General features: G+C 68.3%; 20 protein-coding genes and 2 pseudogenes. 11 read left to right on the top strand and 11 right to left on the bottom strand.

Translation table 11 applies throughout. The features are described 5' to 3' along the window. The first annotated feature begins 328 nt into the window (after window positions 1–328). A complete protein-coding gene (locus C6N31_RS35460) occupies window positions 329–6,424 on the top strand; it encodes a DUF6531 domain-containing protein (protein ID WP_198359042.1) in 6,096 nt (2,031 codons plus the stop codon). A 10-nt stretch (window positions 6,425–6,434) separates the two neighbouring features. Further along, the gene (locus C6N31_RS35455) at window positions 6,435–6,794 is read left to right on the top strand and encodes a hypothetical protein (protein WP_198359041.1); all 360 of its coding nucleotides are present in this window, start codon (window positions 6,435–6,437) and stop codon (window positions 6,792–6,794) included. A gap of 243 nt (window positions 6,795–7,037) precedes the next feature. On the opposite strand, the gene C6N31_RS35450 is transcribed toward C6N31_RS35455, so the two are convergent. The 5 genes from C6N31_RS35450 to C6N31_RS35425 all read right to left on the bottom strand — a co-directional run bounded on the left by C6N31_RS35450 (window position 7,038) and on the right by C6N31_RS35425 (window position 12,759). Then, on the bottom strand, window positions 7,038–8,135 hold the full coding sequence (locus C6N31_RS35450; RefSeq protein ID WP_198359040.1) for an integrase core domain-containing protein: 1,098 nt from the start codon (window positions 8,133–8,135) through the stop codon (window positions 7,038–7,040). Window positions 8,136–9,035: 900 nt separating this feature from the next. Then, window positions 9,036–10,478, bottom strand: a complete 1,443-nt coding sequence (locus C6N31_RS35440) for a tyrosine-type recombinase/integrase (RefSeq protein ID WP_198359039.1) — start codon at window positions 10,476–10,478, stop codon at window positions 9,036–9,038. 497 nt (window positions 10,479–10,975) lie between these two features. After that, on the bottom strand, window positions 10,976–11,341 hold the full coding sequence (locus C6N31_RS46235) for an XdhC family protein (protein WP_198359038.1): 366 nt from the start codon (window positions 11,339–11,341) through the stop codon (window positions 10,976–10,978). Beyond that, window positions 11,256–11,960: an XdhC family protein gene (locus C6N31_RS35430; RefSeq protein ID WP_198359037.1), complete on the bottom strand. Its 705-nt coding sequence runs from the start codon at window positions 11,958–11,960 to the stop codon at window positions 11,256–11,258. Before C6N31_RS35430 ends, C6N31_RS46235 begins: the two co-directional genes overlap by 86 nt. A gap of 391 nt (window positions 11,961–12,351) precedes the next feature. Continuing rightward, on the bottom strand, window positions 12,352–12,759 hold the full coding sequence (locus C6N31_RS35425; RefSeq protein WP_198359075.1) for a MerR family transcriptional regulator: 408 nt from the start codon (window positions 12,757–12,759) through the stop codon (window positions 12,352–12,354). A gap of 301 nt (window positions 12,760–13,060) precedes the next feature. Here C6N31_RS35425 and C6N31_RS35420 point away from each other — a divergent pair, with 301 nt between their 5' ends. The 3 genes from C6N31_RS35420 (at window position 13,061) to C6N31_RS35410 (ending at window position 18,349) form a co-directional block, all read left to right on the top strand. Further along, window positions 13,061–14,560 carry a SulP family inorganic anion transporter gene (locus C6N31_RS35420; protein ID WP_198359036.1) on the top strand — a complete coding sequence of 500 codons (1,500 nt, stop codon included), beginning with the start codon at window positions 13,061–13,063 and terminating at the stop codon, window positions 14,558–14,560. Between the two features lie 301 nt (window positions 14,561–14,861). Beyond that, complete coding sequence (locus tag C6N31_RS35415) at window positions 14,862–16,256, top strand: amino acid permease (protein ID WP_198359035.1); 1,395 nt, start codon at window positions 14,862–14,864, stop codon at window positions 16,254–16,256. 179 nt (window positions 16,257–16,435) lie between these two features. Next, the gene (locus C6N31_RS35410; RefSeq protein ID WP_198359074.1) at window positions 16,436–18,349 is read left to right on the top strand and encodes an NAD-binding protein; all 1,914 of its coding nucleotides are present in this window, start codon (window positions 16,436–16,438) and stop codon (window positions 18,347–18,349) included. A 52-nt stretch (window positions 18,350–18,401) separates the two neighbouring features. On the opposite strand, the pseudogene C6N31_RS47060 reads toward C6N31_RS35410, so the two are convergent. From C6N31_RS47060 to C6N31_RS35395, 3 genes and pseudogenes are all read right to left on the bottom strand, one after another. After that, window positions 18,402–18,881: pseudogene (locus C6N31_RS47060) on the bottom strand (chloride channel protein); the annotation flags it as partial. A gap of 64 nt (window positions 18,882–18,945) precedes the next feature. Continuing rightward, complete coding sequence (locus C6N31_RS35400; RefSeq protein WP_198359034.1) at window positions 18,946–19,476, bottom strand: MarR family winged helix-turn-helix transcriptional regulator; 531 nt, start codon at window positions 19,474–19,476, stop codon at window positions 18,946–18,948. Between the two features lie 79 nt (window positions 19,477–19,555). Continuing rightward, on the bottom strand, window positions 19,556–19,708 hold the full coding sequence (locus tag C6N31_RS35395; protein ID WP_198359033.1) for a hypothetical protein: 153 nt from the start codon (window positions 19,706–19,708) through the stop codon (window positions 19,556–19,558). A gap of 30 nt (window positions 19,709–19,738) precedes the next feature. Here C6N31_RS35395 and C6N31_RS35390 point away from each other — a divergent pair, with 30 nt between their 5' ends. Beyond that, window positions 19,739–19,939: a hypothetical protein gene (locus tag C6N31_RS35390; RefSeq protein WP_198359032.1), complete on the top strand. Its 201-nt coding sequence runs from the start codon at window positions 19,739–19,741 to the stop codon at window positions 19,937–19,939. Between the two features lie 59 nt (window positions 19,940–19,998). Here the strand turns inward: C6N31_RS35390 and C6N31_RS35385 are convergent, their stop codons facing one another. Then, window positions 19,999–20,421: a hypothetical protein gene (locus C6N31_RS35385; protein ID WP_198359031.1), complete on the bottom strand. Its 423-nt coding sequence runs from the start codon at window positions 20,419–20,421 to the stop codon at window positions 19,999–20,001. A gap of 275 nt (window positions 20,422–20,696) precedes the next feature. On the opposite strand from C6N31_RS35385, the gene C6N31_RS35380 reads away from it, so the two are divergent. The 3 genes from C6N31_RS35380 to C6N31_RS35370 all read left to right on the top strand — a co-directional run bounded on the left by C6N31_RS35380 (window position 20,697) and on the right by C6N31_RS35370 (window position 22,921). Beyond that, complete coding sequence (locus tag C6N31_RS35380) at window positions 20,697–20,942, top strand: STAS domain-containing protein (RefSeq protein ID WP_198359030.1); 246 nt, start codon at window positions 20,697–20,699, stop codon at window positions 20,940–20,942. A 336-nt stretch (window positions 20,943–21,278) separates the two neighbouring features. Continuing rightward, complete coding sequence (locus C6N31_RS35375; protein ID WP_198359029.1) at window positions 21,279–22,397, top strand: hypothetical protein; 1,119 nt, start codon at window positions 21,279–21,281, stop codon at window positions 22,395–22,397. A gap of 80 nt (window positions 22,398–22,477) precedes the next feature. Beyond that, window positions 22,478–22,921, top strand: coding sequence for a hypothetical protein (locus C6N31_RS35370; RefSeq protein WP_198359028.1), 444 nt, complete (start codon window positions 22,478–22,480; stop codon window positions 22,919–22,921). A gap of 96 nt (window positions 22,922–23,017) precedes the next feature. Here C6N31_RS35370 and C6N31_RS35365 read toward each other — a convergent pair whose 3' ends face one another. Both C6N31_RS35365 and C6N31_RS35360 read right to left on the bottom strand, forming a co-directional pair. Beyond that, window positions 23,018–23,329, bottom strand: coding sequence for a hypothetical protein (locus tag C6N31_RS35365; protein WP_198359027.1), 312 nt, complete (start codon window positions 23,327–23,329; stop codon window positions 23,018–23,020). Window positions 23,330–23,583: 254 nt separating this feature from the next. Further along, complete coding sequence (locus C6N31_RS35360) at window positions 23,584–24,255, bottom strand: DUF4142 domain-containing protein (protein WP_498063726.1); 672 nt, start codon at window positions 24,253–24,255, stop codon at window positions 23,584–23,586. A 404-nt stretch (window positions 24,256–24,659) separates the two neighbouring features. Between C6N31_RS35360 and C6N31_RS35355 the strand changes: the two are divergent. Beyond that, a pseudogene (locus C6N31_RS35355) lies at window positions 24,660–25,645 on the top strand (APC family permease). Between the two features lie 595 nt (window positions 25,646–26,240). After that, complete coding sequence (locus C6N31_RS35350) at window positions 26,241–26,708, top strand: CBS domain-containing protein (protein ID WP_198359025.1); 468 nt, start codon at window positions 26,241–26,243, stop codon at window positions 26,706–26,708. Window positions 26,709–26,786: the final 78 nt, after the last annotated feature.

Genomic DNA, 26,786 nt, shown 5'->3' with positions numbered 1-26,786 from the left:
ACAGCGGAGTCCAGCGAGGGTCGGGCCCACAGTTAATGAGACATATGTTTGAATCAAGAATGCTTTTGCGCCATGTCTCAGCGTTGGCGGGTTGATCGCTTCTGGTTTCGCCGAAGATCCCTACGGTTGCTGGTCGGTCGTAGGGGGCGGGATGTTCAGGCATGCTCGGAAGACGCTTCTGGCGTTTGTGGTGCTCGCGCTGTTGGCGGTGAGTGGGGGGTCGCCCAGCTGGGCGCGAGCACGGCCGACACAGGCGAACGCGTTGCCGGCCATCGCGGAAGCAGCGAGTACCAGATCCGCGGCGGACCTTCCGAAGCCCCCGACGGCGATGTCTCTCGCCGAGCGGCGCAGTCAGTTGGCGTCCCAGCAGGCCCAGTTGTCACCCATGCGCGGCTACGCCGACCCGAGCACCAACAAGAACCTCAAGGCCCAGGCAAAGAAGCAGGCCCTCCAACCCCACGACCGCCCCGCGGCTCATGCGAGTACGGGTCCGGCCGTGGCCGCGCGGAAGCCCTCCCGCCCGGCCACGGCTGCCGCAGTCGCCGACCCCGCGTGGGTGTCGGCCTACGCCACTGCGTATCCGGCCTATCTGTCGATCGGCGGCCAGGCGAAGTTCGGTGCGGGCACGGCTGCTTCGTACAGCGGCTTGTGGCTTTATGTGATGGACCAGGCCGGCAAGCCGGTCTACCAGCAGGAGATCAAGAAGGCTACCGGCAACCCCCAGGGCAAATTCCTTGAGACCGGGGCGTGGTGCTACGGCTGGTGGGGGAGTAGCTCCTACCCGGCGGACCAGTGCTTTTGGTGGGCGTCGAACACGGCGGGCGGTCCCCTGCAGGACGGCAAGCAGTACTACGCCTGGATCTTCATGGAAGGCACCGACGGGTCGACCAGCCCGAACGGGACCACCTCCCCGCCGACCACGGCGTTCTACACGCCAGGTATTCCCGGAGCGCAGGTGGGCATCTGCACCTGCTACGCGCAGGCGCATCGTGCGGACCCGGTGAACACCGCGACGGGTACGTTCTTCGAGAGAGCTACGGACGCGACACTGATCGGCGCGGGCACGCCGCTGTCCCTCGACCGCTTCTACCGTTCGGACTCCGCCGCGGTGGGTCTGTTGGGCCGGGGCTGGTCCATGCCGTTCGACTCCCAGCTGACACTGGCCGCAAGTACCGCGTCCTTGCGTACCGCCGACGGCTCGCTGGTCGTCTTCCAGAAGCAGGGCAACGGGACATACGCCACTCCTGCCGGTGCCCATCTGGTCCTGGACGTGTCGGGGAGCACGTACACGGTGACGGCCGAGGACCACTCCCGCAGTGTCTTCAACAGCAGTGGCCAACTCACCGCGCTGCTGGACACGAGCGGCCACGGACTGACCTTGGCGTACGCCTCGGGCCGGCTGGCTTCCATCACTGACACGGCCGGCCGGAGCACCGCTTTCACCGTCGGTACCGACGGGCGGCTGAGCAAGGTGGCGCTGCCGGACGGCACCTTCGTGGGCTACACCTATACCGCGGGGCTGCTGACGACCGTCACCGATCCGGCGGGCAAGGCCACGACGTACGGGTACGACACCGGTCAGCGACTGAACAGCATCATCGACCCCATGGGCGGGAAGGTCGCCAACACCTACGACACGAGCGGTCGCGTCGTGACGCAGACCGATCCCAACGGCAAGAAGAGCAACTTCAGTTGGGACAACAGCCGTACCTCGAACACCACCGACGCCAACGGCGGGGTGTGGAGCGACGTCTACTCCGGCAACGTCCTGCTGCAGAGCACCGATCCGTACGGCAAGCAGGTCTCCTACGACTACGACCGCTACCTGCGCCCGGTGGCCATCACCGATCGACTCGGTAACACGACGTCGATGACGTACGACGGCGCCGGGCACATGCTCACCCGGCAGGCTCCCGCATCAGTGGGCTACAGCGAGAGCTGGACCTACGACCCGGCCGGCAACATGGAGAGCCACACCGACAGCCGCGGCAACACCACCAAGTACCACTACGTCGCCAACCAGCTGATGGACAGCACCGACCCCGCCGGCGGCAAGGCCGCATACACCTACACCTCGCTCGGCGCCCTCGAATCGGTGACCACCCCCCGAGGCAAGAAGACGACCTACGGGTACGACCCGGCAGGCAACCGGACATCGGTCACCACCCCCCTCGGGGAGATCAGCACCTTCCGCTACGACCCCGCAGGCCGGATCACGGCGAAGACCGACCCGCGCGGAAACGTCTCCGGCGCCGATCCTGCTGCCTTCACGACCACTTATGTGTATGACCCGCGCGGACCCCTGAAATCCGTCACGGACCCTCTCGGGCACCTCACGTCCTACGACTACGACGACGCCGGGATGCTCGCCTCGGTGACCGACGCCGCCTCCCACCTGACCTCCTACACCTGGGATCGGGCCGGAAACGTCCGCGCCGTCACCGACCCCGCCGGAAAGATCACCACCAACACCTACGATCCGGTCGGTAATCTCCAGACCGTCACCGACCCCCTCGGCAACACCACGACCTACACCTACGACAAGAACAATCACCTGCTCAGCACCCTCACACCGCGCGGGAACCTCCCCGGCGCCAACAAGGCCGCCTTCACCACCAGTTACGGCTACGACCCGAACGGCAACCGCACCAGCGTCACCGAGCCCGCCGGCGCGCTCACCACGACCGACTACGACGCGCTCAACCGTCCCGTCTCGGTGACCGACCCCCTCAAACACGTCACCAGGACCAGCTACGACGGCAACGACAACATCGCGGCGACCACGGACCCGCTGAACAAGGTCACGGCGTACACCTACACCAAGACCGACCTTCAGGACCGCAGGACCGACCCGCTGGGCAAGATCACGTCCTACGGCTACGACGCGGACGGCCACCGCACCACCCAGACGACACCGCTGGGCTTCACGACCAGCTGGTCCTACGACGCGGACGGGCGCACAGCCACCCAGGTCGACCCCCGCGGCAACGTCCCAAACGCGGACCCGACCAAGTTCACCACCACGTACCGCTATGACGAGGCCGGCAACACCACCAAAGTCACCGACCCCCTGGGCAAGATCACCACCACCGGGTACAACGCCCTGAACCAGGTCGAGACAGTTACCGACCCACTGGGCCACGTCACCAGGACCGGATACGACGAACTGGGTCGGATCAAGAAGGTCACCGGCCCCGATGGCGCGCCCACCAGCTACACCTACAACGTCACCGGCACCCTGGCGACCCGCACGGACCCCAACGGACACCCCACGACGTACGAGTACGACGACGCGGGTCGGCAGAAGAGCGTCACCGACCCGCTGGGGCGCAAGCAGAGCATCGGGCACGACGCGGACAGCAACACCACCACGGTGACCAATGCGCGCGGGACCACCGCGACTACCGTGTTCGACGGGCGGGGTCTGCCGTCCGGAACCACGTACAGCGACAGCACCGCAGCGATGGCCACCACCTACTACGCCAACGGCCAGCGCAAGACGCTGACCGATGCCACCGGCACCCGCACCTTCGGCTACGACGCGGCCGGCCGCTTGAAGACGGCGACGCCCGATCACGGTGGGGCCTTCGCCTACAGCTATGACGACGCGGGACAGCTGACCAATCGCACGTACCCGGACGGCAGGACGTACGCCTACGGCTACGACGCCGACGGCCGGCAGAGCACCATGAGTACCCCGGGCCCGGTCACGGCGGCCACCCTGGATCCCTCCAAGCTCCAAGGCATCGCGATCGCCGGAGACAGCACACAGACCCACGCGGTGGCGGTCGCCGACGGCAAGGTCTGGTACGCGCAGCAGAAAGCGGACGGCACCTGGCCGGTCTTTGAGGATCTGGCCCCCAAGACGGGCAGCAAGCCGGCCGTCAGCGCGGTGGCAGCGGCCTGGGTCAGCGGCGGTCTGCAAGTCACCATGGTCTCCGGCGGCAAGCTGTGGCACAGCGTCCGCAAGGCGGACGGGACCTGGAGCCCCTGGGGCGACGTCTTCGGCGCGGTCGGCAGCACCCTGACCAACCTCACCTACTCCTCCTTGACCTCCACCGCCTCCGGCCTGGAAATGGTCGCCATCGCCGACGGCAAGCTGTGGCACGCCATCCGCAAGCCCGACGGCACCTGGACCCCCTGGGGCAACGTCTTCGGCGCGGTCGGCAGCACCCTGGCCAACCCGTCCCGCATCACCGTGGCCGCGACACCGTCCGGGCTGGAACTGGTGGCCATTGCGGGCGGCAAGCTCTGGCACACCATCCGCAAACCGGATGCCACCTGGACAGCCTGGGGGGATGTCTTCGGGGCCGTCCACGGCACGCTGACCGACCCGACGCGCGTGACCGTCGCCTCGACCGCCTCCGGCCTGGAAGTCCTGACCGTCGCCTCCGGCAAACTCTGGCACGCCGTCCGCAAGACCGATGGCACCTGGACCACCTGGGGTGACGTCTTCGGCGCCGCCGGCGCCTTGACCGGCTTGACCGAGGCCACCGCGACCGCGGCGGGCACCGACCTGAAGGTCCTGGCCGGCGCCACCAGCCTGGTGGGCTACACCAAGCGCGCCACCAACGGCACCTGGATCAACCCCTGGCAGACCGCCGCCCCCGCCCCCGCCGTCACCACCTACGGCTACGACCCGGCTGGCAACCTCACCACCACAACACTGCCCGCCACCAACGGTTACACCGAACAACGCGGCTACGATCAGGACGGCCGTCTCGCCAGCATCGGCAGCACCAAAGCCGGCACTGCGCTGTCGAACTGGGCGCTGACGCTGGACGACGCCGGCCGACCCACCCGCGTCGACGCCACCCGCGCCGGCCAGCCAGCCGCCTCGCAGTACTACACCTACGACCCAGCCGGGCGCTTGTTGACCGAGTGCGCCGCGGCCACCCAGGCCGCGACCTGCCCCAGCCCGGCCACCGCCACCACCTACACCTACGACGGCGCGGGCAACCGCAAGACCCAGACCACCCCCACCGCGGTCACCGATTACACCTACGATGCCGCCGACCAGCTGAGCAGCGCGGTCACCGGCGCCACCACCCGCGCCTTCACGTACGACGCGGACGGCAACCAGACGGGTAGCGGCGGCGACACTCTCGCCTACGACGCCAACAACCGCCTCACCCAAGCCACCACCGGCGGAACGAGCTACACCTTTACCTACGACGCCGGGGGCAACCGCACCATCGCCTCCAAGGCCGGCACTCTGCAACGCACCACCGCCTGGGACCTCAACAACTCCCTCCCGCAGATCGCCACCGAGACCAACGGTTCCGGCGCCCTGATCGCGGACTACGCGTACAACCCCTTGGAGCAGATCCAGACCCAGCAGACAGCCGCGGACGCGTTCTTCTACCACCACGACGCCCTCGGCTCGGTCACCGACCTGACCAACTCCACCGGCGTCAACCAGTACCGCAACAGCTACACCGCCTACGGCGAACAGACCCAGACCAAACTCGCCGCCACCGCCCCGGCCGACCCGTTCGGCTACACCGGCCAATACAAGGAATCCACCCCCACCACCGCCGGCTACAACCTCCGCGCCCGCAACTACGACCCCATCATCGGCCGCTTCACCAGCCAGGACCCCATCCAACTGCGCACGGCCAGCCCCTACACCGCGGACTACACCTACGCGAACAACGGCCCCACCTACGCCACCGACCCCTCCGGCCGCAGCTGGTACGACCCGATTATGAGCCGCGTTGAGGCGTTTGGCGGCGGGCTCGTAGAGGGCGCGAAGCTCCCCTTCGTCTTCGTCGGCGACCTCGCTAACGCTGTCACAGGACGCAATGGTGGGGCGGGCGCCTTTGTCGACAAATACCTCCCGATCCGCCCCGCCTACCGCCTCTACCGCGCCGCTGAAATGCTCCGTCAGCAAGGCTGCGACGAACTCGCAGACCAGTACGACGCCGCCGGCGACCAACTCACCCAGCAGGTCGTCGTGGCTGGACTGGGCGGGTTGAAGGGATGGCAGAGGGACGCCGTTGGTGAAAACGGAGGGATAACGATGGGGAAGTCTGCTCACGTTATGCCCAAGCAATATCCCATCAGGGGTGGTGATCACAGCCCCTTCGCCAAAATCAAGACCCCTGAAGGGTGGTTCGACGTCGTCGTGCATGGGGATGAGGCCAACGGCTTCATCCGAGACCCAGGACTTCCGGGGACCAACATCTCGCCTGCCGAGTTGGCGCAGGAGGTCAGAGCTGCTGGATGGGACGGGGAGCCTGTGCGCCTGCTCGCGTGCCAGGCGGCTTGCGGAACGGGCGCCCAAGAACTCGCCAATGAACTCGGCACGCTGGTGCTGGCACCCATGCAGGACGTCCGAATTACCAACAGCGGCAAGGTGGTATTGTGGGACAAAAATGAGCGACCCGTAGAAGGAGATTGGATTCCATTTGAACCGAAGTGAGGGTGGCGATATGGACCTGAAGGCATTGGGTTACTGGAGATCGGAAAGTGTCGCCGGCCTCCCGGATGTCGCAGCGATGATGGATGTCGAGTGGGATGAATCGGAGCGCGAAATAGTGGCCGACTATCTCAATCAAGGACAGATCGTACGTCAATTCATGGGCGTTTCTCGATGCCGAGTCTGCAATGAGCCTAATGGCAATGCGGAACTAACAGACGGGGAATTCATCTGGCCTACCGGGCTTAGTCATTATCTGACAGCCCATGCGGTCAGGCTTCCTAGTGAATTCGTTATGCATGTCTTTCGCCGTCTTGCAGCGCTAGAGGAAGCGAAAGTCGACCACTCGTGGTGGAATGGACAAGGCGCCTAGTGTGTGCGTGTACGAACGGCTGCAAACTGTGATCTCGTGAGTTCCTCGGGACTCCGGTGCTGCAGCGAATTATAGCAAATTGCTATAACCGCCTTCAGTCTGATATATGGCCGATGGCCTCGGCTGACCGGGTTCATGAACCCGAGCCCAACAGTGCTCAGCGATGAGACTTCGCAGTAGACCGGGTTGATTCGTCGATCGGTGTGGTGACGTTGCCCCTGCCGATAACCTCATCCGTACAGGTCACGCAGCATGTTGGTACTCGTGGAGGATGCCGCCGAGTCGTTCGCGTCTACGTATGTCTAGGCGGTCGATCTGTTCTGGATCGGTGACGGGAACCGGCAGCGGGTGCAGTGGGCGGGCGTTGGCGATGCCCTGATGGGGCCGGTGGGAGTTGTAGTGCTCTTCGAACTCCCGTAGCGCGTGCAGTAAGTGTCGCTGGTTCCAGATCAAGGTGCGGTCCAGCAGTTCGCGCCGGCAGGTCTGCACCCACCGTTCCATGATCGAGTTCATCCGTGGCATCCGTACGCCGCTGAGCACCACGTCGACCCCCGCGTCCGCCAGGACGGCGTCGAACAGGGCGGGGAACTTCCCGTCACGGTCCCGGATCAGGAACCTGGCCCGACAGCCGGCGTCTTCGAGATCCATGACGAGGTTCTTCGCGGCTTGAATGACCCAGGTGGCTGTGGGGTGGGCGGTGGCGCCAAGGATCCGGATCCGCCGGCTGGCATGCTCGATCACCGCGAACACGTACAGCCGCGCCCCGGACAAGGTGACCGTCTCCAGGAAGTCGCACGCCAGCAGGGCGTCGGCCTGGGAGCGCAGGAAGTCCGCCCACGTACTGGAAGCGCGTTCGGGCGCCGGGTCGATCCCGGCATCCTTCAGGATTTCCCAGACGGTGGAGGCACCCACCTTGATCCCGAGAACGAGGAGTTCACCGTGGATGCGGCGATATCCCCAGTGGGGATTCTCCCGTGCGAGCCGCAGGACCAGGGTGCGGATGGAGCGCACGGTGCGTGGCCTTCCCGGGCGCCTGGGCCGGGATCGGGCCGCGTGGCGGCGTGCGACCATGTCGCGGTGCCAGCGCAGCACCGTGTCCGGACGCACCACCACCCGTATCTTGCGCAGCGCCTCCGACGGCATCCGGTGCAGCAGGGCTGCCAGGAACGCGCGATCGTCCGGGGTGAACCGCACTCTGTCTTTGCCGAGTTGGCGCTGCAACACCGTGATCTGATGGCGCAACTCGAGGATCTCCGCGTCCTTGTCCCGGTCGCTCATCGGCAGCAGGCGGAGCATGGCGAAGGCGTTCATGACGGTCAGGTAAGCCAGTCGACACAGCACGCGATCATCATGGCGGGGCGGTGACCAACCGTGCGAGAGGCCCATTTTGTGCGCTGGTACCCGTGATCGCGCGCACCCCGTAAACCGGCTCCCACCAGGGCGGATGAGGTTATCGGCAGGGGCAGGGCGGGCGCGGCGGCCCGCAGGAGGTACCCCCGGCACTCTGAGCTCCCGACTTTGAGCCCCGGCACCGCCGATGGGCCCGGGCCGAGGACCGCATCCGTGTCGCCAGAGCCACCGGCCGCCGGTCGGGCCGTACGGATGACTTCCTTTGAAGTAATTCCGACAGACCGGCTGTGCCGACACGAGTGGTGAAGCCGGGCCGGGGCGCGGTTGCGGACACCGTCCCGGAAGAATTGGGCCATGCGTGCCGCCCGCCTGATCCGTATGGCCTTCCTCGTCCAGTTGAGCCCCGGTCTGACCGCCGTCGCTCTCGCCCGCGAGTTGGACGTCTCCGAGCGCACCGTGATCCGCGACGTCCAGGCGTCACCGTTCCTTTCAGCAACCAAGATCGCCGTCGGGCCGCGAGTGCAACCGGGCCGCGCGCTCGCTGAAGCTGCGGGCCCGGATGTTGCCCCGGCCTTGACGCGTGCGGCGAAGGCGGCCGCGATGTCGCCGGTGCCCTTGTACTACCAAAGGGTGCCCGACGGCCCTCGGGCCCTGTCGCAGATCGTTAGGGACTGCGCCGGCCAATCGCGTAGGAGGCCCCAGGTCCCCTTCTCCATCTCCAGCCTCCACCCTCCGCATTTTCGACGTCTTGTGAATTCCTGACAAGCCGCTCACACTGGAGGGGAGCTTGCGGCATGACGCTAGGACCATTTCCCTGGGGACTAGTTGGGGACCACACGGCATGGGCGATTCCGAACAACTGGCGCGTCTGGGGGTCAAGGGGTCGCAGGTTCAAATCCTGTCGTCCCGACCAGCGTTTTCGCAGGTCGGAGGCCGTTTTCGCAGAGATGCGGAGACGGCCTTTTCCGTGTTTGTGGCAGTGGTGGTCGCATTGTGATCGCGGCTCTTCGCCCCCTTCTCGAAGTGCGTCGGGCAACTCGGGTTCGGTCTGGGTTGATTGGCCAGGGCGAGGCAATTGCGGAGTTTGGGGTTGTGGTCGCCTCGTGGTCGTGGTCCCGCGATGAGGGTCGGGGTTGCTGTGCTGTCGTCGCTTCTGGTCAGGGTTGTGTCGATGGTCGTGACGGCTTCGCGGGCGGCTTGGGCGGTGAGGTGGCTGTAGATGTTGGCGGTGGTGGAGAGCGTTGAGTGGCGGAGAGTCTTGGAGACCACGGTGAGGGGGACGCCTGCGGTGATGGCGATGGTGGCGGTCAGGTGTCGCAGGTCGTGGATTCCGGTGCGGGGCACGCCTGCTTCCTTGCACAGGTAGTGGAAGTGGTTGAGGACGTATTCGGGGTGGAGGGGGCGGCCGTCGGGGCGGTGGAAGACGTACCCGCTGTGATCTGGCCGGCTCAGGGTTGGGGCGTCCTGGGCGCGGTTGCGGAGGGCGGTGGCGACGCGTGGGGAGAGGGCGACCCAGTTCCTGCTGCTGCGGGTTTTGGGTGTGGTCAGGACGAGGCGATTGTTGTCGATGGCGGAGAGCGTGTAGCGGACGAAGAGGGCCTGCTGGTTGAAGTGGACGTCGTTCCAGTGCAGCGCGAGCGCTTCTCCTTTGCGCATGCCGGTGCCGATGAGGACTTCGACGAGGTCGGCGAACAGCGGTTCTGCGGCGTGGCAGTGCCGCAGGAATCGCGAGGCTTCCTGGACAGTCCAGATGCGACGTTCTGCTGCCGCGGGACGGGGGATGATCGTGGGCCGGGCGGGGTTGGCGGGTAGCCGGTGGTGCCTGACGGCGTCACCCAGCGCGCTGGAGAGCGTGGCGAGGATGCGGTGAACGGTGACCCGGCCTCTGCCGCGGGCGAGCTCGGCGTGGACGAGGCCGGCGACATGGGGGTAGCCGAGGTCGTCGAGGGGCATCTCGCCGAGGGCGGGGATGAGATCTTGGGTGACGTACGTGCGGTAGCGGGCCATGGTCGTCGGTTTGAGAGCCAGGTCCTTGGCCTTGAGCCAGGCGTTCAGGTAGTCGCCGACGGTCTGGTTGGGGTCGGCGCTGAATCCGGAATTGTGTCCTTCGAGGAGCCGGCGCAGCGCGGTGCGGGCTGACTCCTCGGTGGAGTAGCCGCCACGGCGGATGGTGTGCCGGCCTGGGGCGGGGGAGGGGAGGTCGACGGCGAACGTCCAGGTGCCGTGACCCGGATCGGTGGCGAGCTGGGGGCAGTGTGCTCCGAGCTGGCGGTGTTGCTGGTTGCGGCAGCCGCAACGGCGGTAGACGCGGCCGTGGTCGGAGGCGGTGCGCATGGTGATCGCTTCCCGTGGTCGTACGGAAGCCGGCATATCCATTGTCGGCCGTCGGTGTTGAGGGCGGCGATCACCATGCGATCACATGGATACGGCAGGAGCCGTGACCTGCGGTGATCCCTTGACGTGTGCGTAAGTGCCGCAACCGAGGGTGAGTTCCTACCGACTGGTGATCGTGCCCGGTAGCCATCGATCCTCCGGATCCTGGCCAGTCTCGAACGTTCCATGCCCTCGCAGCACGCCTCAAGCCTACGTGCGACAGGCCGCGAGTTCGTCGTCTGATGCACTGGGCAGGGCCGCGCCGCGATACCGGCCACCGCTCGCACCCTCGCCGAGTAGGTCAGCCGTTTCGCCGACCCCGGCAAGGCGCAGCAGATCATCGGGCAGGCCAAAACGGCGATCCTTACCGCCCGCCGCAGGCCGCCAAAACGGTGTTGTCAAGGTCCATCAGTGCGAACGGGCCGAGGTGGGCAGGCGCAAGAGGAACACCTGATCGGCTAGGCGTGCGCTGTGGCCGTGGTGGCCTGGATGGGCAGGTTGCCGTCTCGCAGGCGCCGCCCGCCGCGTCCGTTGTCCACCGCGACGAGCTCGGCGAGGATGGATAGGGCGCTCTCCGCGAGGGATGCTCCGCCGAGGTCGAGGCCCGCGGGGCCGGTCAGGCGGTCCAGTCCGGGGGCGTCGGACAGGCGGCGCAGGCGCCCAGCGTGGGTGGCCCGGCTGCCGAGCCCGGCGACGTACCCCGCGGAGCCTGCCAGAGCGGCGCGGAGGGCGCGGTCGTCAATGCGCGGGTCGTGACTGAGTGTGACGACCGGCGTCGCGTGCGCCGAGCGGGTGGCGGGCGATCCACTTGTCGGGCCAGGCACGGACGACTGCGACGGTATCGGGGAAGGCCCCGGAGGCGACATGGCCGGGCCGCGGGTCGAGGACGACGACTCTGCGGTGCAGTGGCCGGGCCAGGGTGGCCAGGACAGCGGCGAGATCCGTCGCGCCGATCAGCAGCAGCTGCGGCCGGCTTGCCAGCTCCTCGGTGAACGCGGGTCCCTCGTAGGGCAGTTGGCCTGGGGTGGTGGCTGTCGACCGGGGGTAGGGCGGCAGCAGCCCGACCCGGACCGCGAGTGGGCGGTCCTCGGCCAGGGCCGCGGTGATGGCGGAGTGCACCGGCTCGGGTGGCGCGGGCGTGATGAGAACCTGCATTTCGCCCGCGCAGGCCGGAGCGCTCTCCCAGGGCAGGAGGTGTTCCCCGGGCGCCACAGCGGTCACATGGGGCGCGGCCCCGGCCAGGACGGCGCGGGCCGCGTCCAGGATGATGCCCTCGACGCAGCCGCCCGACAGCGAGCCGCGCCACGTTCCGTCCCCGGCGACGGCCATGGTGGCCCCGAGTGGCCGTGATCCTGGGCCGTCGCGGCCGACCAGGCGGGCCAGCACGACGGGCCGGCCCGCGCGGCGGTGGGCGTCGACGCAGGGCCACACTTCGCGTAGCACGTGTACCTCTTGTCTGTTCAGGTCCCGGGCCGGAGCTGCGACGGTATTGGTCCGGGAGGCGCGCCGCGCCGCGTTGCCGTCTTTCCGCAGGTCAGGGCCCTCTCGGGTCGGGGTTCATTTGATTCGTTGCAAACCATGGCGGTGATTTGGAGCGCCGACGCTGGGTGATGCCCGCGATGGGGTGTTGGGCGGGCAGTGCCGGCGGCGTTGCGGGCGGCTGACTGCAGGCGGGAGCATCGCCGCCATCCGAGCTTCGACCCGGCGACAACGCGACGACAGGCCCGAGTGCCGGGGGTGACCGGGCATCTGCGCGCGGCGGTCTCGTACGCCCTACGTGCTGGACCGCACCGGCCGTGACCAGCTACTGGACGGCAGCCCCTCGCAGTCCTGATCACGGCTGGCTGGAGGCGGCCCGCGCCGCGTCGTGATGCAGCCGGGCGTGGAGTGCGGCGGCGAAGTCCTGTGCCTGGGACAGCTGGACTCGGAGCCTTTCTACCTGCTCGGTGGCGGTCTGTTCGTACGTGCGCACGCGTTCGAGCAACGCTTCCCGTTCGCGGGCGTCCGGCGCGCCGTCCGCGTCGAGGCGGTCGGTGGCATCCAGCAGGTCGCGCATCTGATCGAGGGCGAAGCCGAGCGGCTTCATGCGGCGGATGACCATGAGGCGGGCGACGTCGCTCTCGGTGTAGAGGCGGAAGCCACCCTGGGAGCGTGCCGAAGGGGTGACCAGTCCGGTCTCCTCGTAGTGACGGATGGTGCGCAGGGAGAGTTCGGTGCGGGCCGCGACCTCGCCGATCTGCATGTGCTCGCTGCTCACCCGGTGCGCCCTCTCGCGGCTGTACGGCGGCTTGTGTGGCCGTCCTCGATCTCTACTCTAACGTTAGGGTAGAGTTCCTTCCGGTTGAGGACCCCACGTCCTCCTCTCCCTGGTGCGGGCCCGCAGCCCGCGCCGTCCACCGTGCCGGACCGACGACGCTCCCGGCGATGACCACCGAGCCCGTAAGAGCGCGCGCATCGCTCGGGCGCCGTACGGGCTCTCCGGCCCGGATGTGTCTTCCCGCACGCTCGCCTGGAGTGTGCCCGAGTACGACAGGCATTCCTCCTTGTCCTCCTCCGCACTGTTCGCGATCGCACGTCGACGCGTGGCGCGACCGTCCTGGCTGTCGCCGAAGGTCTTCCGCACCGAAGTCCTGGCCGGCCTGGTGGTCGCACTCGCCCTGATCCCGGAGGCGATCTCCTTCTCGGTCATCGCCGGGGTCGACCCGGCGATCGGTCTCTTCGCCTCGTTCACGATGGCAGTCACCATCGCGTTCGTCGGCGGCCGCCCCGCGATGATCTCGGCCGCGACCGGCGCGGTCGCACTGGTCATCGCGCCGCTCAACCGGGAGCACGGCTTCGGCTACCTGGTTGCGGCCGTGATCCTGGCAGGCGTCCTTCAGATCGTGCTCGGCGCGCTCGGGGTCGCGAAGCTCATGCGGTTCGTGCCGCGCTCGGTGATGGTCGGCTTCGTCAATTCCCTCGCGATCCTGATCTTCATGGCCCAGGTTCCCGAGATGCACGACGTGCCGTGGGCCGTCTACCCGCTGCTCATCGGCGGACTCGCCCTGATGGTGTTCTTTCCCAAGGTCACGAAGGTGATCCCGGCGCCACTCGTCTCCATCGTCATCCTGACCGTCATCACTGTCGCCGCCGGAATCGCCGTGCCGACCGTCGGCGACAAGGGCGCGCTGCCGTCCTCCCTTCCGGTACCGGGCCTACCCGATGTGCCGTTCACGGTGGACACCCTCACCACCGTCGCTCCCTACGCGCTCGCGATGGCGCTGGTCGGACTGATGGAGTCGCTGATGACCGCCAAACTGGTCGACGAGATCACCGACACGCACTCCTCGAAGACCCGTGAGTCCATCGGGCAGGGCATCGCGAACATCGTCACCGGGTTCTTCGGCGGGATGGGCGGCTGCGCGATGATCGGCCAGACGATGATCAATGTGAAGGTGTCCGGTGCCCGCACCCGCCTGTCGACGTTCCTGGCCGGCGCCTTCCTGATGGTGCTGTGCGTCGTCTTCGGGCCGGTCGTCTCCGCCATCCCCATGGCCGCGCTGGTCGCCGTGATGGTGATGGTGTCCTTTGCGACCTTCGACTGGCACTCCATCGCCCCCAAGACGCTCAAGAGGATGCCCGCCGGTGAGATCGCCGTCATGGTGATCACCGTCGGCTGCGTGGTCACCACCCATAACCTCGCCATCGGTGTCGTCGTCGGCTCGATCACCGCCATGGTCATCTTCGCCAAGCGCGTCGCCCACCTCGCCGAAGTCACCGCCGTGACCGATCCGGACGGCACGACGGCGGTCTACCGGGTCACCGGCGAGCTGTTCTTCGCGTCCTCCAACGATCTCGTCGGCCAGTTCAACTACGTCACCGACCCGGACAAGGTCGTCATCGATCTCTCCGCCGCCCACATCTGGGACGCCTCTACCGTCGCGGCCCTGGACGCCATCGAGAGCAAGTATGAGCAGCGCGGCAAGAGCGTGGAGATCACCGGCCTGAACAAGCCCAGCTCCGACTTGCACGGCAAGCTCACCGGCGAACTCGTCGGCCACTGACCCGGACCGGCCAGGAAGAGGGGCCGGCCGCCGGGACCTCGCCGTCGGTGACGGTCGCCCGTCCGCTCGCCGAGGCGATCCCCCGCCGCTCGCCGCGGAGATCTTCTGGTGCGCGGCAGGTACGGCCCCCCGGTTCCTGACCAGCATGGTGCCGGCCTGCGGTGCGGGATTCTTGACGATTTCCTGACGGTCCCTGTCGACTTCCTGACGTAAGCTCTCATCCGGTGTGCCGGGAAGCCTGGTCGGCAATGCGTTGCGCGTTTGTGCGTTCCGCATTTGTTCCGTCATGAAAGGCTCCAGCATGTCTCTCCGTGGGCAGGCTCGCCCTGCTGGCGCGCCCTTCGGTGCTTCCCGTGGCCCGCGCCGCTCGGTCCTCTTCTTCGCGTTCGCCTTCGCGGTCATCGCCGACCCGGTGTCATCCGTCGCGTACGCCATCGAGGCGGCTCTGCGGGCCCTTGACGGTGACCTGGCACTGCTGTTGCCGACCATGTCACTGGTGGTGGGCCTGGTCGTGGTGGTGACCGCCAACTACTGGCAACTGGTACGTCGTTTCCCCAAGGGCGGGGGAGCCGCGGCCGCGGCCGGGCGGGCCTTCGGGCCCCGCTGGACCTTCCTGCCCATCGGCGCGCTGGTGGTGGACTTCGTCCTGACCATCGGCATCTCGATCTCGGCGGCGTCCAGCGCGGTGATCGCCCTGTTCCCCGAACTCGCGGTGGCCCGCATCCCATTGGCCCTCGGGCTGCTGGTGCTGGTGGCCGGGCTGACCTGGTTCGGGCACGGCGGCCGGCTGCTGTTCGCGGTGATGACCGTGCTGTTCGTCGTGGTCTCCGTCGCCGTGCTCGTGCTCGGCTTCGTCTCCCCGCACGAGACGGGGCACGCCGCGACCAGCACCGACCCGGGCCGGTCGGCGGTGCTCGCGGTGGTACTCGCCTTCCCCGTCGCGATGGCCCTGGCCACCGGCGTCGAGGCGCCGTCGACCGCGATCGCCCAGCTCGGCCAGCTGGATGACAACCACCGGCGCCGCTTCGGCCGGGGCACTCTCGCCCTGCTCGTGGTGATCGTCGGCGGGCTGACGATCGCGCTGACCGCGCTTGCCGTACATCTGCACGTCGGCATCCCGGGTGCCGACTCCACCCAGATCGCCGACATCGCGCACGCGGCGGCAGGCCCCGGCTGGCTGTATGGGGCGTTCCAGCTGACCAGTTCGCTGCTGCTGCTGGCGGCTGCCAGCTCGTCCTTCCAGGCCGGACCCGGTCTGCTGAAGGCCCTGGCGGGCACGGCGGGCGCGCCGGGCGTACTGCCGCCGGTCCTGGGACGTACGAACAAGCACCACACCCCGTACTGGTCGGTGGTCGCCTACCTGGCCGCCGCTGCCGTGATCATCGTCGCGGCGGCCGGCCAGGAGCAGAAACTCGTGCTCTTCTATGCGGTCGCGGTCTTCGTCAGCTTCCTGGTCGGCCTGCTCGCCATGACCAGCTTCGCCCGCACCGAGAAGAAGCCGGCACTGGCCTGGGTCAACGCCCTGGCCGCGGCGGCCGTCGCCTTCACCCTCGCCGTGAACCTGCTGCGCGGCTGGCCGATGCTGTCCCTTGCGGCCACTCTGCTCATCGCCGGCGGGCTGTATGCACGCTGGGTCCGGGCCGGGCGGCCCACCGGGATCGAGGACGTGGAGAGCAAGTCGGAGTCGGTGGCCTGACGGGTGGCAGGGCCCGCGGTGCATCCGGGGCCCGGCCGGAGCGGCGGAGGCGGAGGCTTTCCTGCGTTCCCGGGTCCTGCGTCCCGGACCCGGGGAGGAACCAGGCAACGGGCTGAGGGAGTCTAGGGGGCGTGGTGTCACTTCCTCAGCAGGTCCAACTTCCCGGCCCGGTCGCCCATATGATCGTCTGCGGCGACGACGCACTCGCGCACCGGCTCGCGGCCGAGCTGCGTCAGCTCTACGGGGAGCCGGTGACTCTCGTCGTGCCGCCGGGGACCGGGTACGGCACTCGGCGGCCGGCGTCGCCGGGCCCACGCGGCGAGTGGACCTCCGCACTTCTCGGCCGTATGACGGCAGCCGTGGCGCGCAGGGGTGTCATCCCCGACGAGCAGGCCGAGGCCGTAATCCTGTTGGAGGCGGACGAGCCTCATGAAGAGGTGCTGCGGGAAGCCGGGGTGGAGAGGGCCGAGGCGCTGGCGCTGGTCTACGACGACGACGAGATCAACATCCGGGCGGCGTTGACGGCCCGACGTCTCAACCCCAGGCTGCGGCTGGTGATCCGGCTCTACAACAGGAAGCTGGGCCAGCACCTGGAGGCGCTCCTCGACCAGGCGGCGGCGGTCGCCGATCCCGGGATCGATCCACAGGTCCTCGACGCATCCACCACCGTGCTGTCGGATGCGGACACCGCGGCCCCGGCGCTGGCCGCCTCGGCGATCGCCGGCACCAGCAAGGTCGTACAGGCCGACGGGCTGCTGTTGCGGGCTGTCGAACGCACCCCGCCGGGCCGGGGCCAGGTCGCCGACGAGGGGCTGTGCACCCTTGCCCTGCTGTCCTCCACCGTCAACGACCCGGCGGGCAGCGAGGGTTCGGACCGCAGCGGAACCGCCGGTCCGCAACTGCTGCCCGACGCGCGCACAGTGGCAGCGGCCACGGGGCGGAGAACCGTTGTCCTGGAAGCCATCGCCCCGGCATCAACCTCATCACCGCCGCGCGGTTGGCAAGCCCCCGGTGTCCCGCTCGGTTCACTCTTCTCCCGTCGGCTCCTCTGGTCCGTCGCCGGTATCGGAGCAGCCGCGCTCGGCCTTGCCGTGTCGTCCTGGCTCACCACCGGCGGCAGCCCGCTGCACGCCGGTTATCTCACCCTCCTCGATCTGTTCGCCATCGACGACCCGGCGGTCGCCGAACCGGCCAGTCGCAAGGTGATCCAGCTGTTCACCGGGCTCATGGGCCTGCTGCTCCTGCCGGTCCTGGTCGCCGGGGTCCTGGAGGCACTCGGCGCCTTCCGCAGTGCCTCCGCCCTGCGCCGCCCGCCGCGCGGACTGTCCGGCCATGTCGTCCTCCTGGGGCTGGGCAAGGTCGGCGCCCGGGTACTGGCCCGGCTGCTCGAACTGGGCATCCCTGTCGTCTGCGTGGAGAACGATCCCCAGGCTCGGGGACTCGCGCTCGCCCGTCGCCTGCACGTTCCGGTCGTCCTCGGAGATGTTGCGCAGGAAGGCGTACTGGAGGCCGCCCGGATCCACCGGGCGCACGCCCTGCTCGCCCTGACCAGCTCCGACACCACCAACCTGGAGGCCGCCCTCTCCGCCCGCTCGGTCAAGCCCGACCTGAGGGTGTCCATGCGGCTGTACGACGACGACTTCGCGACCGCCGTCTACCGCACCCTGCGCGCCGCCCACCCGGACGCCGTCACCCGCAGTCGCAGCGTCTCCCACCTGGCCGCACCAGCCTTCGGCGGCGCCATGATGGGCCGCCAGATCCTGGGTGCCATACCGGTCGAGCGCAAGGTGCTGCTCTTCGCGGCGGTCGAGGTGGCGGGCCACCAGGAACTGGAAGGCCGCACCGTCGCCGAGGCGTTCCGGCCCGGCTCCTGGCGGGTCCTGGCCCTGGACACCTCTGCCCCGGGCCATCGCACCCCGGATCTGGCCACCGCGCGATCCATTGGGTACGAGCCGGCCGACCGCCCGGCCGACTTGGTGTGGGAGCTCCCCGACGGCTACATCTTGCAGGCCCAGGACCGCGTGGTCCTGGCCGCCACCCGCCGCGGCTTGGCCGAGCTCCTGGGACGGCGCTCGCTGCCCCTGAGACCGTGAGCAATCCGACCCGGGAGGGCACGAACCCAGCAGGCTGCGACTGGGTCCGACCTCCGCAGCCGTACCCGCTGGATACGGCTGGGCTCGGGGCGAAGACGCCGCCGGATCCGCCGATGCCGATCGTCAGGGTGGTCGCGAGGATCTTGCCGGCCAGCAGGAGAAGCAGGAACCCGGCCACTATCCGCCCTGCGCGGCCTTCTGCAGCACCGGGTAACCGACCCCGTACATCTGAGGAAGCGTCAGAAGCAGGACACCCAGCAGGATCCCGCCCGCAGCGGGGCGCAGCCACTCAGGTCCGCGCCAGACCCAGTCGCAGACGTCCTCGACGCGGTACAGGACGCGGGTGAAGCCAATATCGACCATGCCCGCGACGATGCTGAGCAGGGCGAACCCGCTGCGCCGCACGCGACCGGAAGCCGTAACCGGTTTTCATCGACCTTTACGAGAGGGCCCCAGGGCGGAGCCGATCTGCACCGATCGGACCCTCGCGTCCCACCGAGCCGCCCGAGCCTATGCACAGTGCGGAAACGACAACAGTCGATCTCGCGGCACTGAGGCCGCTCGTGGAGGGGTCGTCTGTTGCGGGTTGCCGCAAATCAGCGGTTCGTGGTGGCAGACGGGTCGGGCCAGCCCAGAGGGTGGAGGTCCTGCGCCGACCGGGGGACTGCGGGCTCGCCGGCCGCCTCGGCGAACGCGGTCAACGCGTCCACCAGAACGGCACGCTGGGCAGGCGCCACGCGCTCGACGATCGTCGCGATCTCGGCACGCCTGTGGGTGGTGACCTCCTCGACGATGCGGCGTCCCCGTTCGGTCAGCGCGAGCATGGTCTCGCGCCGGTTACGGGGGTTGATCTGCCGGTCGGCGAAGCCGACAGCGATCAGCCGGTCGACCATGCGCATCGCGGTGGAAGGGTTGACGCCCAGCCACTCGGCGACCTCCACGAGCTTGGCCGTTCCGTGCGTGGACAGCGTCACCAGCAGACGGAACTGCGGCAGCGTCACACGGTCCTCGACGGCCGCCAGCGAGCGCGCGGAGACCGCGACCAGGACCCGTGAGGCGGTCAGTACCGCACGGGTCACCGCGTCGACATCGTCTGTGGCCCCCACCGGGTTCGTGCGCTCGGTCATACCGTCCTTTCTATCCTGGAGAGTGCCTGCCCCACCACGACCGCACAGTGATCACCTCGTCGACCCGGCGCGCGGGGCGTCACCCGAGCGTCTCAGGGACTCCCGGCACGAGCCGGCGAAGGGCCTCCCCGAGGCCGGCGGTCGTGAAGGCAGTGGTGACCTGGTCCCGGTCCTCGGTGAAGTGTTCCCACGACGTGTAGTGCACGGGGACGGCGGAGCGGGCCGCGACCACGACCAGATCGGGCCGGCGAGCGAAGAGATCATGACCTCAATATGCGTGCGGGCGCTGCCCGCCGACCAGCGCGAACACGACGACCTGGACGAGGACGTCGCCCGGCTGTCCCCGCTCCACCGCGCAAACCTCAGCATGCTCGGCCTCTACAGCTTCCAGGGCTCCAGCCCGGCGGCCGGCGGCCTGCGGCCCGCGTCCGCTGCGCGATCCGAACGAGCCGGTCCTCGATGAAGACGAGGACGACGTCTCGGACGGCTGACCCGCCGTGTCCGTGGCCGAGTGCTGCGGTGTCAGACTCCGGTGAGAGCGCGGGAGACGTCCACCAGGTGCTGGGTGACCGTGGGGTCGAGCGCGATGGGGGTGCACTGCTCGAAGCGGCCGGTCTTGCTCCAGTAGGCAGGCGTCGTCCAGTCGTCGCGGCGGACGGCTTCGACGACGTTGCGCGCGGAGGTCTCGACGGTGTCGAAGACGACCGGTCCGAGGACCTTGGCGCCGGCCCGCATGTACCAGGGGGCGCTGCGCAGGATGTCGGTCTTCGCGGCGCCCGCGTTCACGACCCCGGCGGCGAGGCCGGGTTCGGTGCGGGTGAGGTGGGCGGCGTAGTGGTGGTTGGCGAGTTGGGCCGGCTTGCGGTCGCGGGCGAAATTGAACGAGTCGAACGTGGGGAACCGGGTGAAGTCGGCGTCGTCGGTCGGCGGGATGGCGGCGGTCATTCATGACCACGGTCGGCCGCTCGGAGTGGCGCAGAGCGGGCAGGAGGAGCTGGGTGAGGTGGTAGCGGCTGAGGTAGTTGACTGCGAAGAACGGGTGGAGCCCGTCGGCCGTGCGGCTCTCCTGGGTGGTGAGTACGCCGGTGGAGTGGATGAGGGCGTCGATGCTCTGGTGCCGGTCCAGGATCCGGTGGGCGGCGTCGCGGACGCCCGACAACGAAATCTTGACGGGGCATGGGCCGGACTCGTCCGTCCGGCCGCCCCAGAGCCTCAGGGCAGTGGGCTTCCCCTTGTCCAAGAACACCCAACGCGCCGCCTCGGGTCGCCGCCGCGCTCCCGGCGAGTGGGTCATCGATTTTCGCGATGTGCGGCGGATCGACGCAAACGCCGCGATCGGACTCATTAGCGCGCTCCGCCGCTCGGGTTCCGAGTACAGCAGTGTGACGATCCGGGACGCCTCCTCCGACGTACGGCCGGTACTTCGACAGATTGGCGCGGAGAGGGTGTTCACCTTCAACGCCTGAGGGCCCGTCAGTGGTGTAGGCACCTCGGCGCGCGCCTGCGGAGCGTGCCGGGTGGCTGGCGGCCCTTATGACCGGCAGAGGTCGACGCAATGGCGCCGGACTCGCCACTGGCACAGTGAGTGCCTTCCGTCGGATCCCCGATTCGGACGCACCGTGCAGCCTGGTGGGGCATCGTGGCCTCAGGAGTCTCGGCGAACGGCGGTAAACGGCGGCAAACGGCGACGGACACTGGACGTGGCGAAGCGGCCCAAGTAACGGGGCCCGGGGGCGCCTTGCACCCTCCCCTGTGCAAGGGTGGCGCGATGACTCGGAAGTGACTACGGGGGCGGGGAATCGGTGAAGAATTGGGCACTGCGGCACCGCAAGTGGCTGTGGGGCTTGGCTTGTACGGCCATCGTCCTGGTCGTTGTCGGATTCTCGGTCCAGGCTCCGGTAAAGGACTGGTGGCTGTCACGTGAGGCATGCGACCACAAGCTGCCCAGCGACGATCTGCGAACGGTGCGTACGGACGCGCGGCTCGGGGCGGAGCGGCAGTCCTTCGACAAGGATCGTGGCGAGTACCACTGCGTGCTGACGGACGACAGGGACAAGGTCGTAGTCGCTGTCGACGCGTACTTGGACCAAGCAGGTCAGAAGAAGGAGCTGTCGTTCGTCGGCACCGGCCGTCCACCGCACGCGGTGCTGCCCGGTGGGCTGCCCGGCTTCGAAGCCGAGAACAGTCTCGTCTACCTCATGCCCCCGTGCCCGCGCGCCGGCAATGAACCCGGCCAAGGACCGCGGCGGCTACTGGTGGGAACGTGGACGTACTTCGCCGAGAGCCGTCAGGAGAAAGCGGCGATGCTGCGACTGGCGGTACGGATGACGAACATGGTGAGCGAGAAACTCGGTTGTGGCGGTCGGCCGCTGCCTGCTCCGCAGGACGGAGCGGTACCGGACCTCGGCGCCTACGTGCCCCGAGCAGAGGCGAAAGGCACCGCCTGCGACGCTCTCGCCACCACCCATGTCCCGGCCGACGGGCTCGAACGCAAGGTCCGCATCGCCATCGCCGACGGCGGCATCGTCGGCCGGTGCACCCTGAACGCGCCAGGCGAGGGAACCAAGCCCGGCCGGCCGCTCGTCGAACTCACCAGCTGGCACGGCGACTGGGGGCCGCACGTGCGCGAGATGGGATCGGGGCCCGACCCGCTGCCGATGGGCGACGGCGCCTGGAAGCCATCGTTGACCGAGGACCAGGCGTGGGCGATCGCCAGCTGCGACGGTGAGAACACCGGCTTCGCCGCGCACTGGGGCTACGGCTACTCGGACCGGGGTGAGGGGCAGAAGGAATACCACCCTCCGACGGCCGCCGAGCGTCATGAACAGCGGGTGTCGTTGCGCGAGTACGTGACCGCGTTCGCAATGGACCAGGTCCGGCTCGGAAACTGCACAGAGCTACGGCTGCCGCCGGAGCCGTGAGACGTACCGCCGATTCAGCGCGCCTGCGCGAACACCCAGTTCATGGGTTGGCCAGTGAACCGAACCAAAGGGAGACAGGCATGGCCGTGTGGGGGCTGGTCATGGAGACGACCGTGGGCTTGGGGGAACGCAAGCACACCGAGGCTTCCGTCATGCAACACGTGGAGGGCAGCAGACAGGAGGCGCTGGCCGAACTGGAGGCCCGCGCCCGCCGGCACGAACCCGAACACCCCAGAAGTCCGCAGCGCCGCCGTCTGTTCCGAACATGTGACGGGCTTCTTCTCGTCGTGGACGGCACCTGGCAGTCCTTCAGTACGCGCTTCACCCTGGCGGAGTTGGTCGAGGACTCGGCGGCGCCCGTGCCCACAGCAACGCCGGAACCACAGCCGGAGCCGGTGGATGCGCAACTACCGGAATCCGAGGGCACCACACCGCCGGTTGTGGGCGACTCGAGTCCGGTGGAGCGGTACAACGACGGCGTTCCGGTCAAGCCTTCCTGGCTCGGGCGTACTGATCTGGCATGACCGACAGGAGATCGAAGGTCCTCGACGACCACCACCAACGCCTTCGCTGACCGCCTGATCCATTACCGGGTCCAACACCTCGAAGAAGGCGTGGCGTCACGCGACGGCCCTGGCCGAGTACATCAGCGCCGCCCACCTCAACCCGAAGTCCTGCCGGCTGGACTGCAAACGGACCAGGCCGAGGCGTGAATCGCCTGGGCCGACAGCCCCACGCAATGCCTGAGCCCGAGCGGGCGCATCCAGTTCGTCCAGCCGCCCGGCCAACAGAGCGGGCATGTCGCGCTCTCGGCTGGTCGCGAACTGATCCGGCTGAATGACCTGCCAGGTCACGTCCAGATCGGCGGTGAAGTCGAAGGCGTCGTTGTCGCTGGGTAGCGGCACTGACGCGGTGCAGGAGTGAACGCCCATGTCCACTTCGTAGACGGCGGTGTACCGTCCTGCGGCGAACTCCGACGGGGTGGGGCGATGGGGCGGAAGAAAGGCGTCGTGCCCGCCCTCGTTTGTGGTCAGGACCAGGGCTATCGACCGCATCGACCCGGGGCCGTACGTTGAGGTGTGGGCCACCCGCAGTCGCTGAGCGTGAACGCCGAGGCTCGGGATGCCTCTCGCGGCCGTCGCCCCGCGCTCTGAGGGTTCATCTCGTGGCACGGCACGGCGGAGGGTCACTTGGGAATGGTCGAGGCGATGTCGTCGAGGGTGGTGTCCCTGACGAGGCCGGTGTCCTCCAGGACATCCATGTGGTCCTGGACGGTGTTGTTGGCCTGCGTTGCCAGTCGCCGCACCAAGGAGTTCTTGGTGCCCGCGCGCACCTCACCGATGGTGATGAATACCTTGCCGTGGGATGCCCGGAGGAGGTCCACGAAGAGCTGGTCGAAGGCTTCGCCACGCGCATTTTCCAACTGGGTTACCCAGCCTTGTTGTTCGGCGGTGGCCTGGTCGGGAATCGGCACGTTCAGCGCCGCGGAGTCCTCGCGGACCAGCTGATCGAGCGTGCTGTGCCCGTCGAGCAGATGCATACCAGCGCGTTTGATGGCTTCACTCGATGCATGCGTTTGGGCGAGCCGGCCCGCCGGCATCTCCCACAGGCCGGCTTGTCGGACCTTGGTGAGGAACGTCTTGTCCAACTCGGTGACGGCACCCGTGTTTCCCGCCCTCGGGGCGGCTTGGCCGGCCCCCGACACCGGGAGGTTCGCGGAGACTGACTCGTGAGCGGAGCTGTTTGTCTGCGCGAGCCATACGGATACGGTGGCGATGACTGCCACGAGAGCGACGGCAACGGCCGTCAGGCGGCCGCGACGGGATGAGAGCCTCGGATTCCGCGCATGAGATTTCATCATGCCTCCTGGAGTGCGCGACGGTTCATCGGGCGGACGCTGTTGCCCCTGGGTGTGCCGGGGCATGAGCCACGCTAACCTTTGCACTGGGCGAACGATTTGATTCAGCGAAAGTGCTCAAATGCGCGCAGCGCGCAGCTGCCGTCGCCTATGATCCCCGCTTCCTCTTGCAGCCCCAGCCGACCACCGTCGGCCGGATGGCAGCCGTCGAGGCACCTTCGCAACGGCTCGCTCTCGAACGGCTGGGTCGGTGCTCAGCGCGGAGTCGGCGCGTGGATGTGCCGCTAGAGACCGAGCCGGCCTCTAGCCGAGGGATCGGGGTGTTCGGCCAGCGCGAGGACGGACGTGGGGTCGTCGAGGCCGAGGCGTACGGCTGAGCGACGAGGTCGGAGTGCCTCGGTTCGATGATCGGAGCGGGTATCTTCGCCGCACTCGCCCCGGCTGCCGGCGCGGCCGGGTCCGGTCTGCTCGTCGGCCTGGCGCTCGCCGCTGTGGTGGCCTACTGCAACGCCACGTCCTCAGCCCGCCCGTTACCCCCCAATCCGGCGGAGCCTACGTCTACGGCCGCGAACGCCTCGGGAATTTCTGGGGCTACCTGGCCGGGTGGGCTTTCGTGGTCGGCAAGACCGCCTCGTGCGCGGCGATGGCCCTGACCCTCGGTACCTATGTGTGGCCCGGACAGGCGCACGCGGTAGCGGTCGCCGCTGTCGTGGCGCTCACCGCGGTGAACTACGCCGGGGTGCAGAAGTCAGCCTGGCTGACACGGGTCATCGTCGCCTTCGTGCTGGCAGTCCTCGCCGCCGTGGTGACCGTCTGCCTGACCGGTGGAACCGCCCACACCGCCCGGCTGGACATCGGCGCGGACACCACCGTCACAGGTGTGCTCCAAGCCGCCGGGCTGCTGTTCTTCGCCTTCGCAGGCTATGCGCGCATCGCCACCCTCGGCGAGGAAGTCCGCGACCCCGCCCGCACCATCCCCCGCGCCATCCCGATCGCCCTGGGCACCACCCTCGTGGTGTACACGGCCGTCGCCGTCGCCGTCACCGCCCTGACCGTCCTGGCTGCCGTCCATCCGCGTTTCCACGTCCCCTACCGCGCCGAACTCGCCGTTGGTGCCGTCGTCGTTGTGCTCGCCGCGACCGTGGACGTGCGCGGGGCGATCGGCTTCTCCTCCTTCGGAGTGCTGGCCTACTACGCCATCGCCAACGCCGCGGCCTTCACCCTCACTCCCGCCGAAGGCTGCCCGCCACGTGCGGTACCCGCCCTCGGCCTCATCGGCTGCATTGTCCTGGCCTTCGCCCTGCCACTGGCATCAGCTGCCTCCGGCGCGGCGGTCCTCGCCCTCGGCGCCGCCGTCTACGGCTTACGTAAGACCATCAACCCCAGCTGAGCACTCCACGGCGGAACCCTGCCAAACCACCAAAGCTCCCATGACTGACACTCACTCTGGCCCGTACTCAGTTGATCGAAGAAAGCCTCCACCTCGGCCTGCTCCCACTGCCACGGGGTGCTCATGGGGTGAAGCTGGTCAGTCGTCGGACCAGTGAGGTTCTGGGACGGATCTTCGACTCGAAGTCCAGGAACCCGGTGCGCTGCTGCCGTGCCCAGCCTTCCAACAGTGCTTCCGAGACTGCGGGTCCAGGTGTACTTGCCGTCGGCAAGGAGCAGGTACGCAGCCCCCGGTAGATCCTCGACCACGCTCACGTTGCATCTGACGCAACATCGTTGAGTTGACAACGACATGTCGGGGCCCGGAGGTCCTGGTCGGGGGCGGGGGTGGTGCGTAGAGTCCTGCTTGGTGTGCCGGGAAGTCTGGTCGGCGATCGCTTTGGCGATCCTTTTTGCCGATCTGGAGGTTCCCGTGGCGACGTGTGAGGCGGTTTCCTACTGCTGCGGCCGGCACATCCTGTTCCGTTCCTGGTGCCCCGGAGAGGGCCGGGAACGGCCCTGGCGGTGGGCGCTTCATCGTGTGCGAGGAGCCGCTGATGCGTGCCCGTGATCTGGCCGAGCCCTATCCCAGCATCGCCGAGGGTGATCAGGCGCTGGCCGCCGCGCGGCTGTTGGCCGAGCAACGGCTCCCGGCCGTCTTGGTGCTGGACCCTTACGGGATGCCGAGAGCGATCCTGCCCGCCTCACAGCTGGTGCGGTTCCTGGTGCCGGGCTATGTGCTGGAGGATCCGGCGCTGGCTGCGGTGATCGACGAGCCGCACGCGGACCGCCTGTGCCAGGCGCTGACCGGGCGCACGGTAGCCGACGTCCTGCCGAAGAACGCGGGCCCGCCGGCGATCGCGGACGCGGAGGACACCGCGGTGGAGGTCGCCGCGCTGATGGCGTCCTCGCGCAGTCCCCTGGTCGCGGTGGTCGAACATGGCGCCGATCCCACGGGCGGGGACCGGCTGCTGGGCGTGGTCAGCGCGTCGCGGCTGCTGGAGCGTCTGCTGGGTGTGGTGTGAGCAACTGGCACGCATGGGCGGCGCTAGTGCTGAATTCCTCAACTTATGGGTATACACGGTGTGTTGAGGAGTGCGCTG

This window comes from Streptomyces fildesensis (assembly GCF_016107395.1).
GTDB classification, from domain to species: domain Bacteria; phylum Actinomycetota; class Actinomycetes; order Streptomycetales; family Streptomycetaceae; genus Actinacidiphila; species Actinacidiphila fildesensis.
Note: the sequence above shows the minus strand (reverse complement) of the source record. Positions and strands in the feature narration are given on the sequence as shown.

Bases quoted from the DNA above. Each gene is read 5' to 3' on its own strand.
- C6N31_RS35460 (WP_198359042.1), top strand. From the start codon at position 329: ATGTCTCTCGCCGAGCGGCGCAGTCAGTTGGCGTCCCAGCAGGCCCAG.
- C6N31_RS35455 (WP_198359041.1), top strand. From the start codon at position 6,435: ATGGACCTGAAGGCATTGGGTTACTGGAGATCGGAAAGTGTCGCCGGC.
- C6N31_RS35440 (WP_198359039.1), bottom strand. From the start codon at position 10,478: ATGCGCACCGCCTCCGACCACGGCCGCGTCTACCGCCGTTGCGGCTGC.
- C6N31_RS35425 (WP_198359075.1), bottom strand. From the start codon at position 12,759: ATGCAGATCGGCGAGGTCGCGGCCCGCACCGAACTCTCCCTGCGCACC.
- C6N31_RS35415 (WP_198359035.1), top strand. From the start codon at position 14,862: ATGTCTCTCCGTGGGCAGGCTCGCCCTGCTGGCGCGCCCTTCGGTGCT.
- C6N31_RS35410 (WP_198359074.1), top strand. From the start codon at position 16,436: ATGATCGTCTGCGGCGACGACGCACTCGCGCACCGGCTCGCGGCCGAG.
- C6N31_RS35400 (WP_198359034.1), bottom strand. From the start codon at position 19,476: ATGACCGAGCGCACGAACCCGGTGGGGGCCACAGACGATGTCGACGCG.
- C6N31_RS35390 (WP_198359032.1), top strand. From the start codon at position 19,739: ATGACCTCAATATGCGTGCGGGCGCTGCCCGCCGACCAGCGCGAACAC.
- C6N31_RS35385 (WP_198359031.1), bottom strand. From the start codon at position 20,421: ATGACCGCCGCCATCCCGCCGACCGACGACGCCGACTTCACCCGGTTC.
- C6N31_RS35370 (WP_198359028.1), top strand. From the start codon at position 22,478: ATGGCCGTGTGGGGGCTGGTCATGGAGACGACCGTGGGCTTGGGGGAA.
- C6N31_RS35365 (WP_198359027.1), bottom strand. From the start codon at position 23,329: ATGGGCGTTCACTCCTGCACCGCGTCAGTGCCGCTACCCAGCGACAAC.
- C6N31_RS35360 (WP_498063726.1), bottom strand. From the start codon at position 24,255: ATGAAATCTCATGCGCGGAATCCGAGGCTCTCATCCCGTCGCGGCCGC.
- C6N31_RS35350 (WP_198359025.1), top strand. From the start codon at position 26,241: ATGCGTGCCCGTGATCTGGCCGAGCCCTATCCCAGCATCGCCGAGGGT.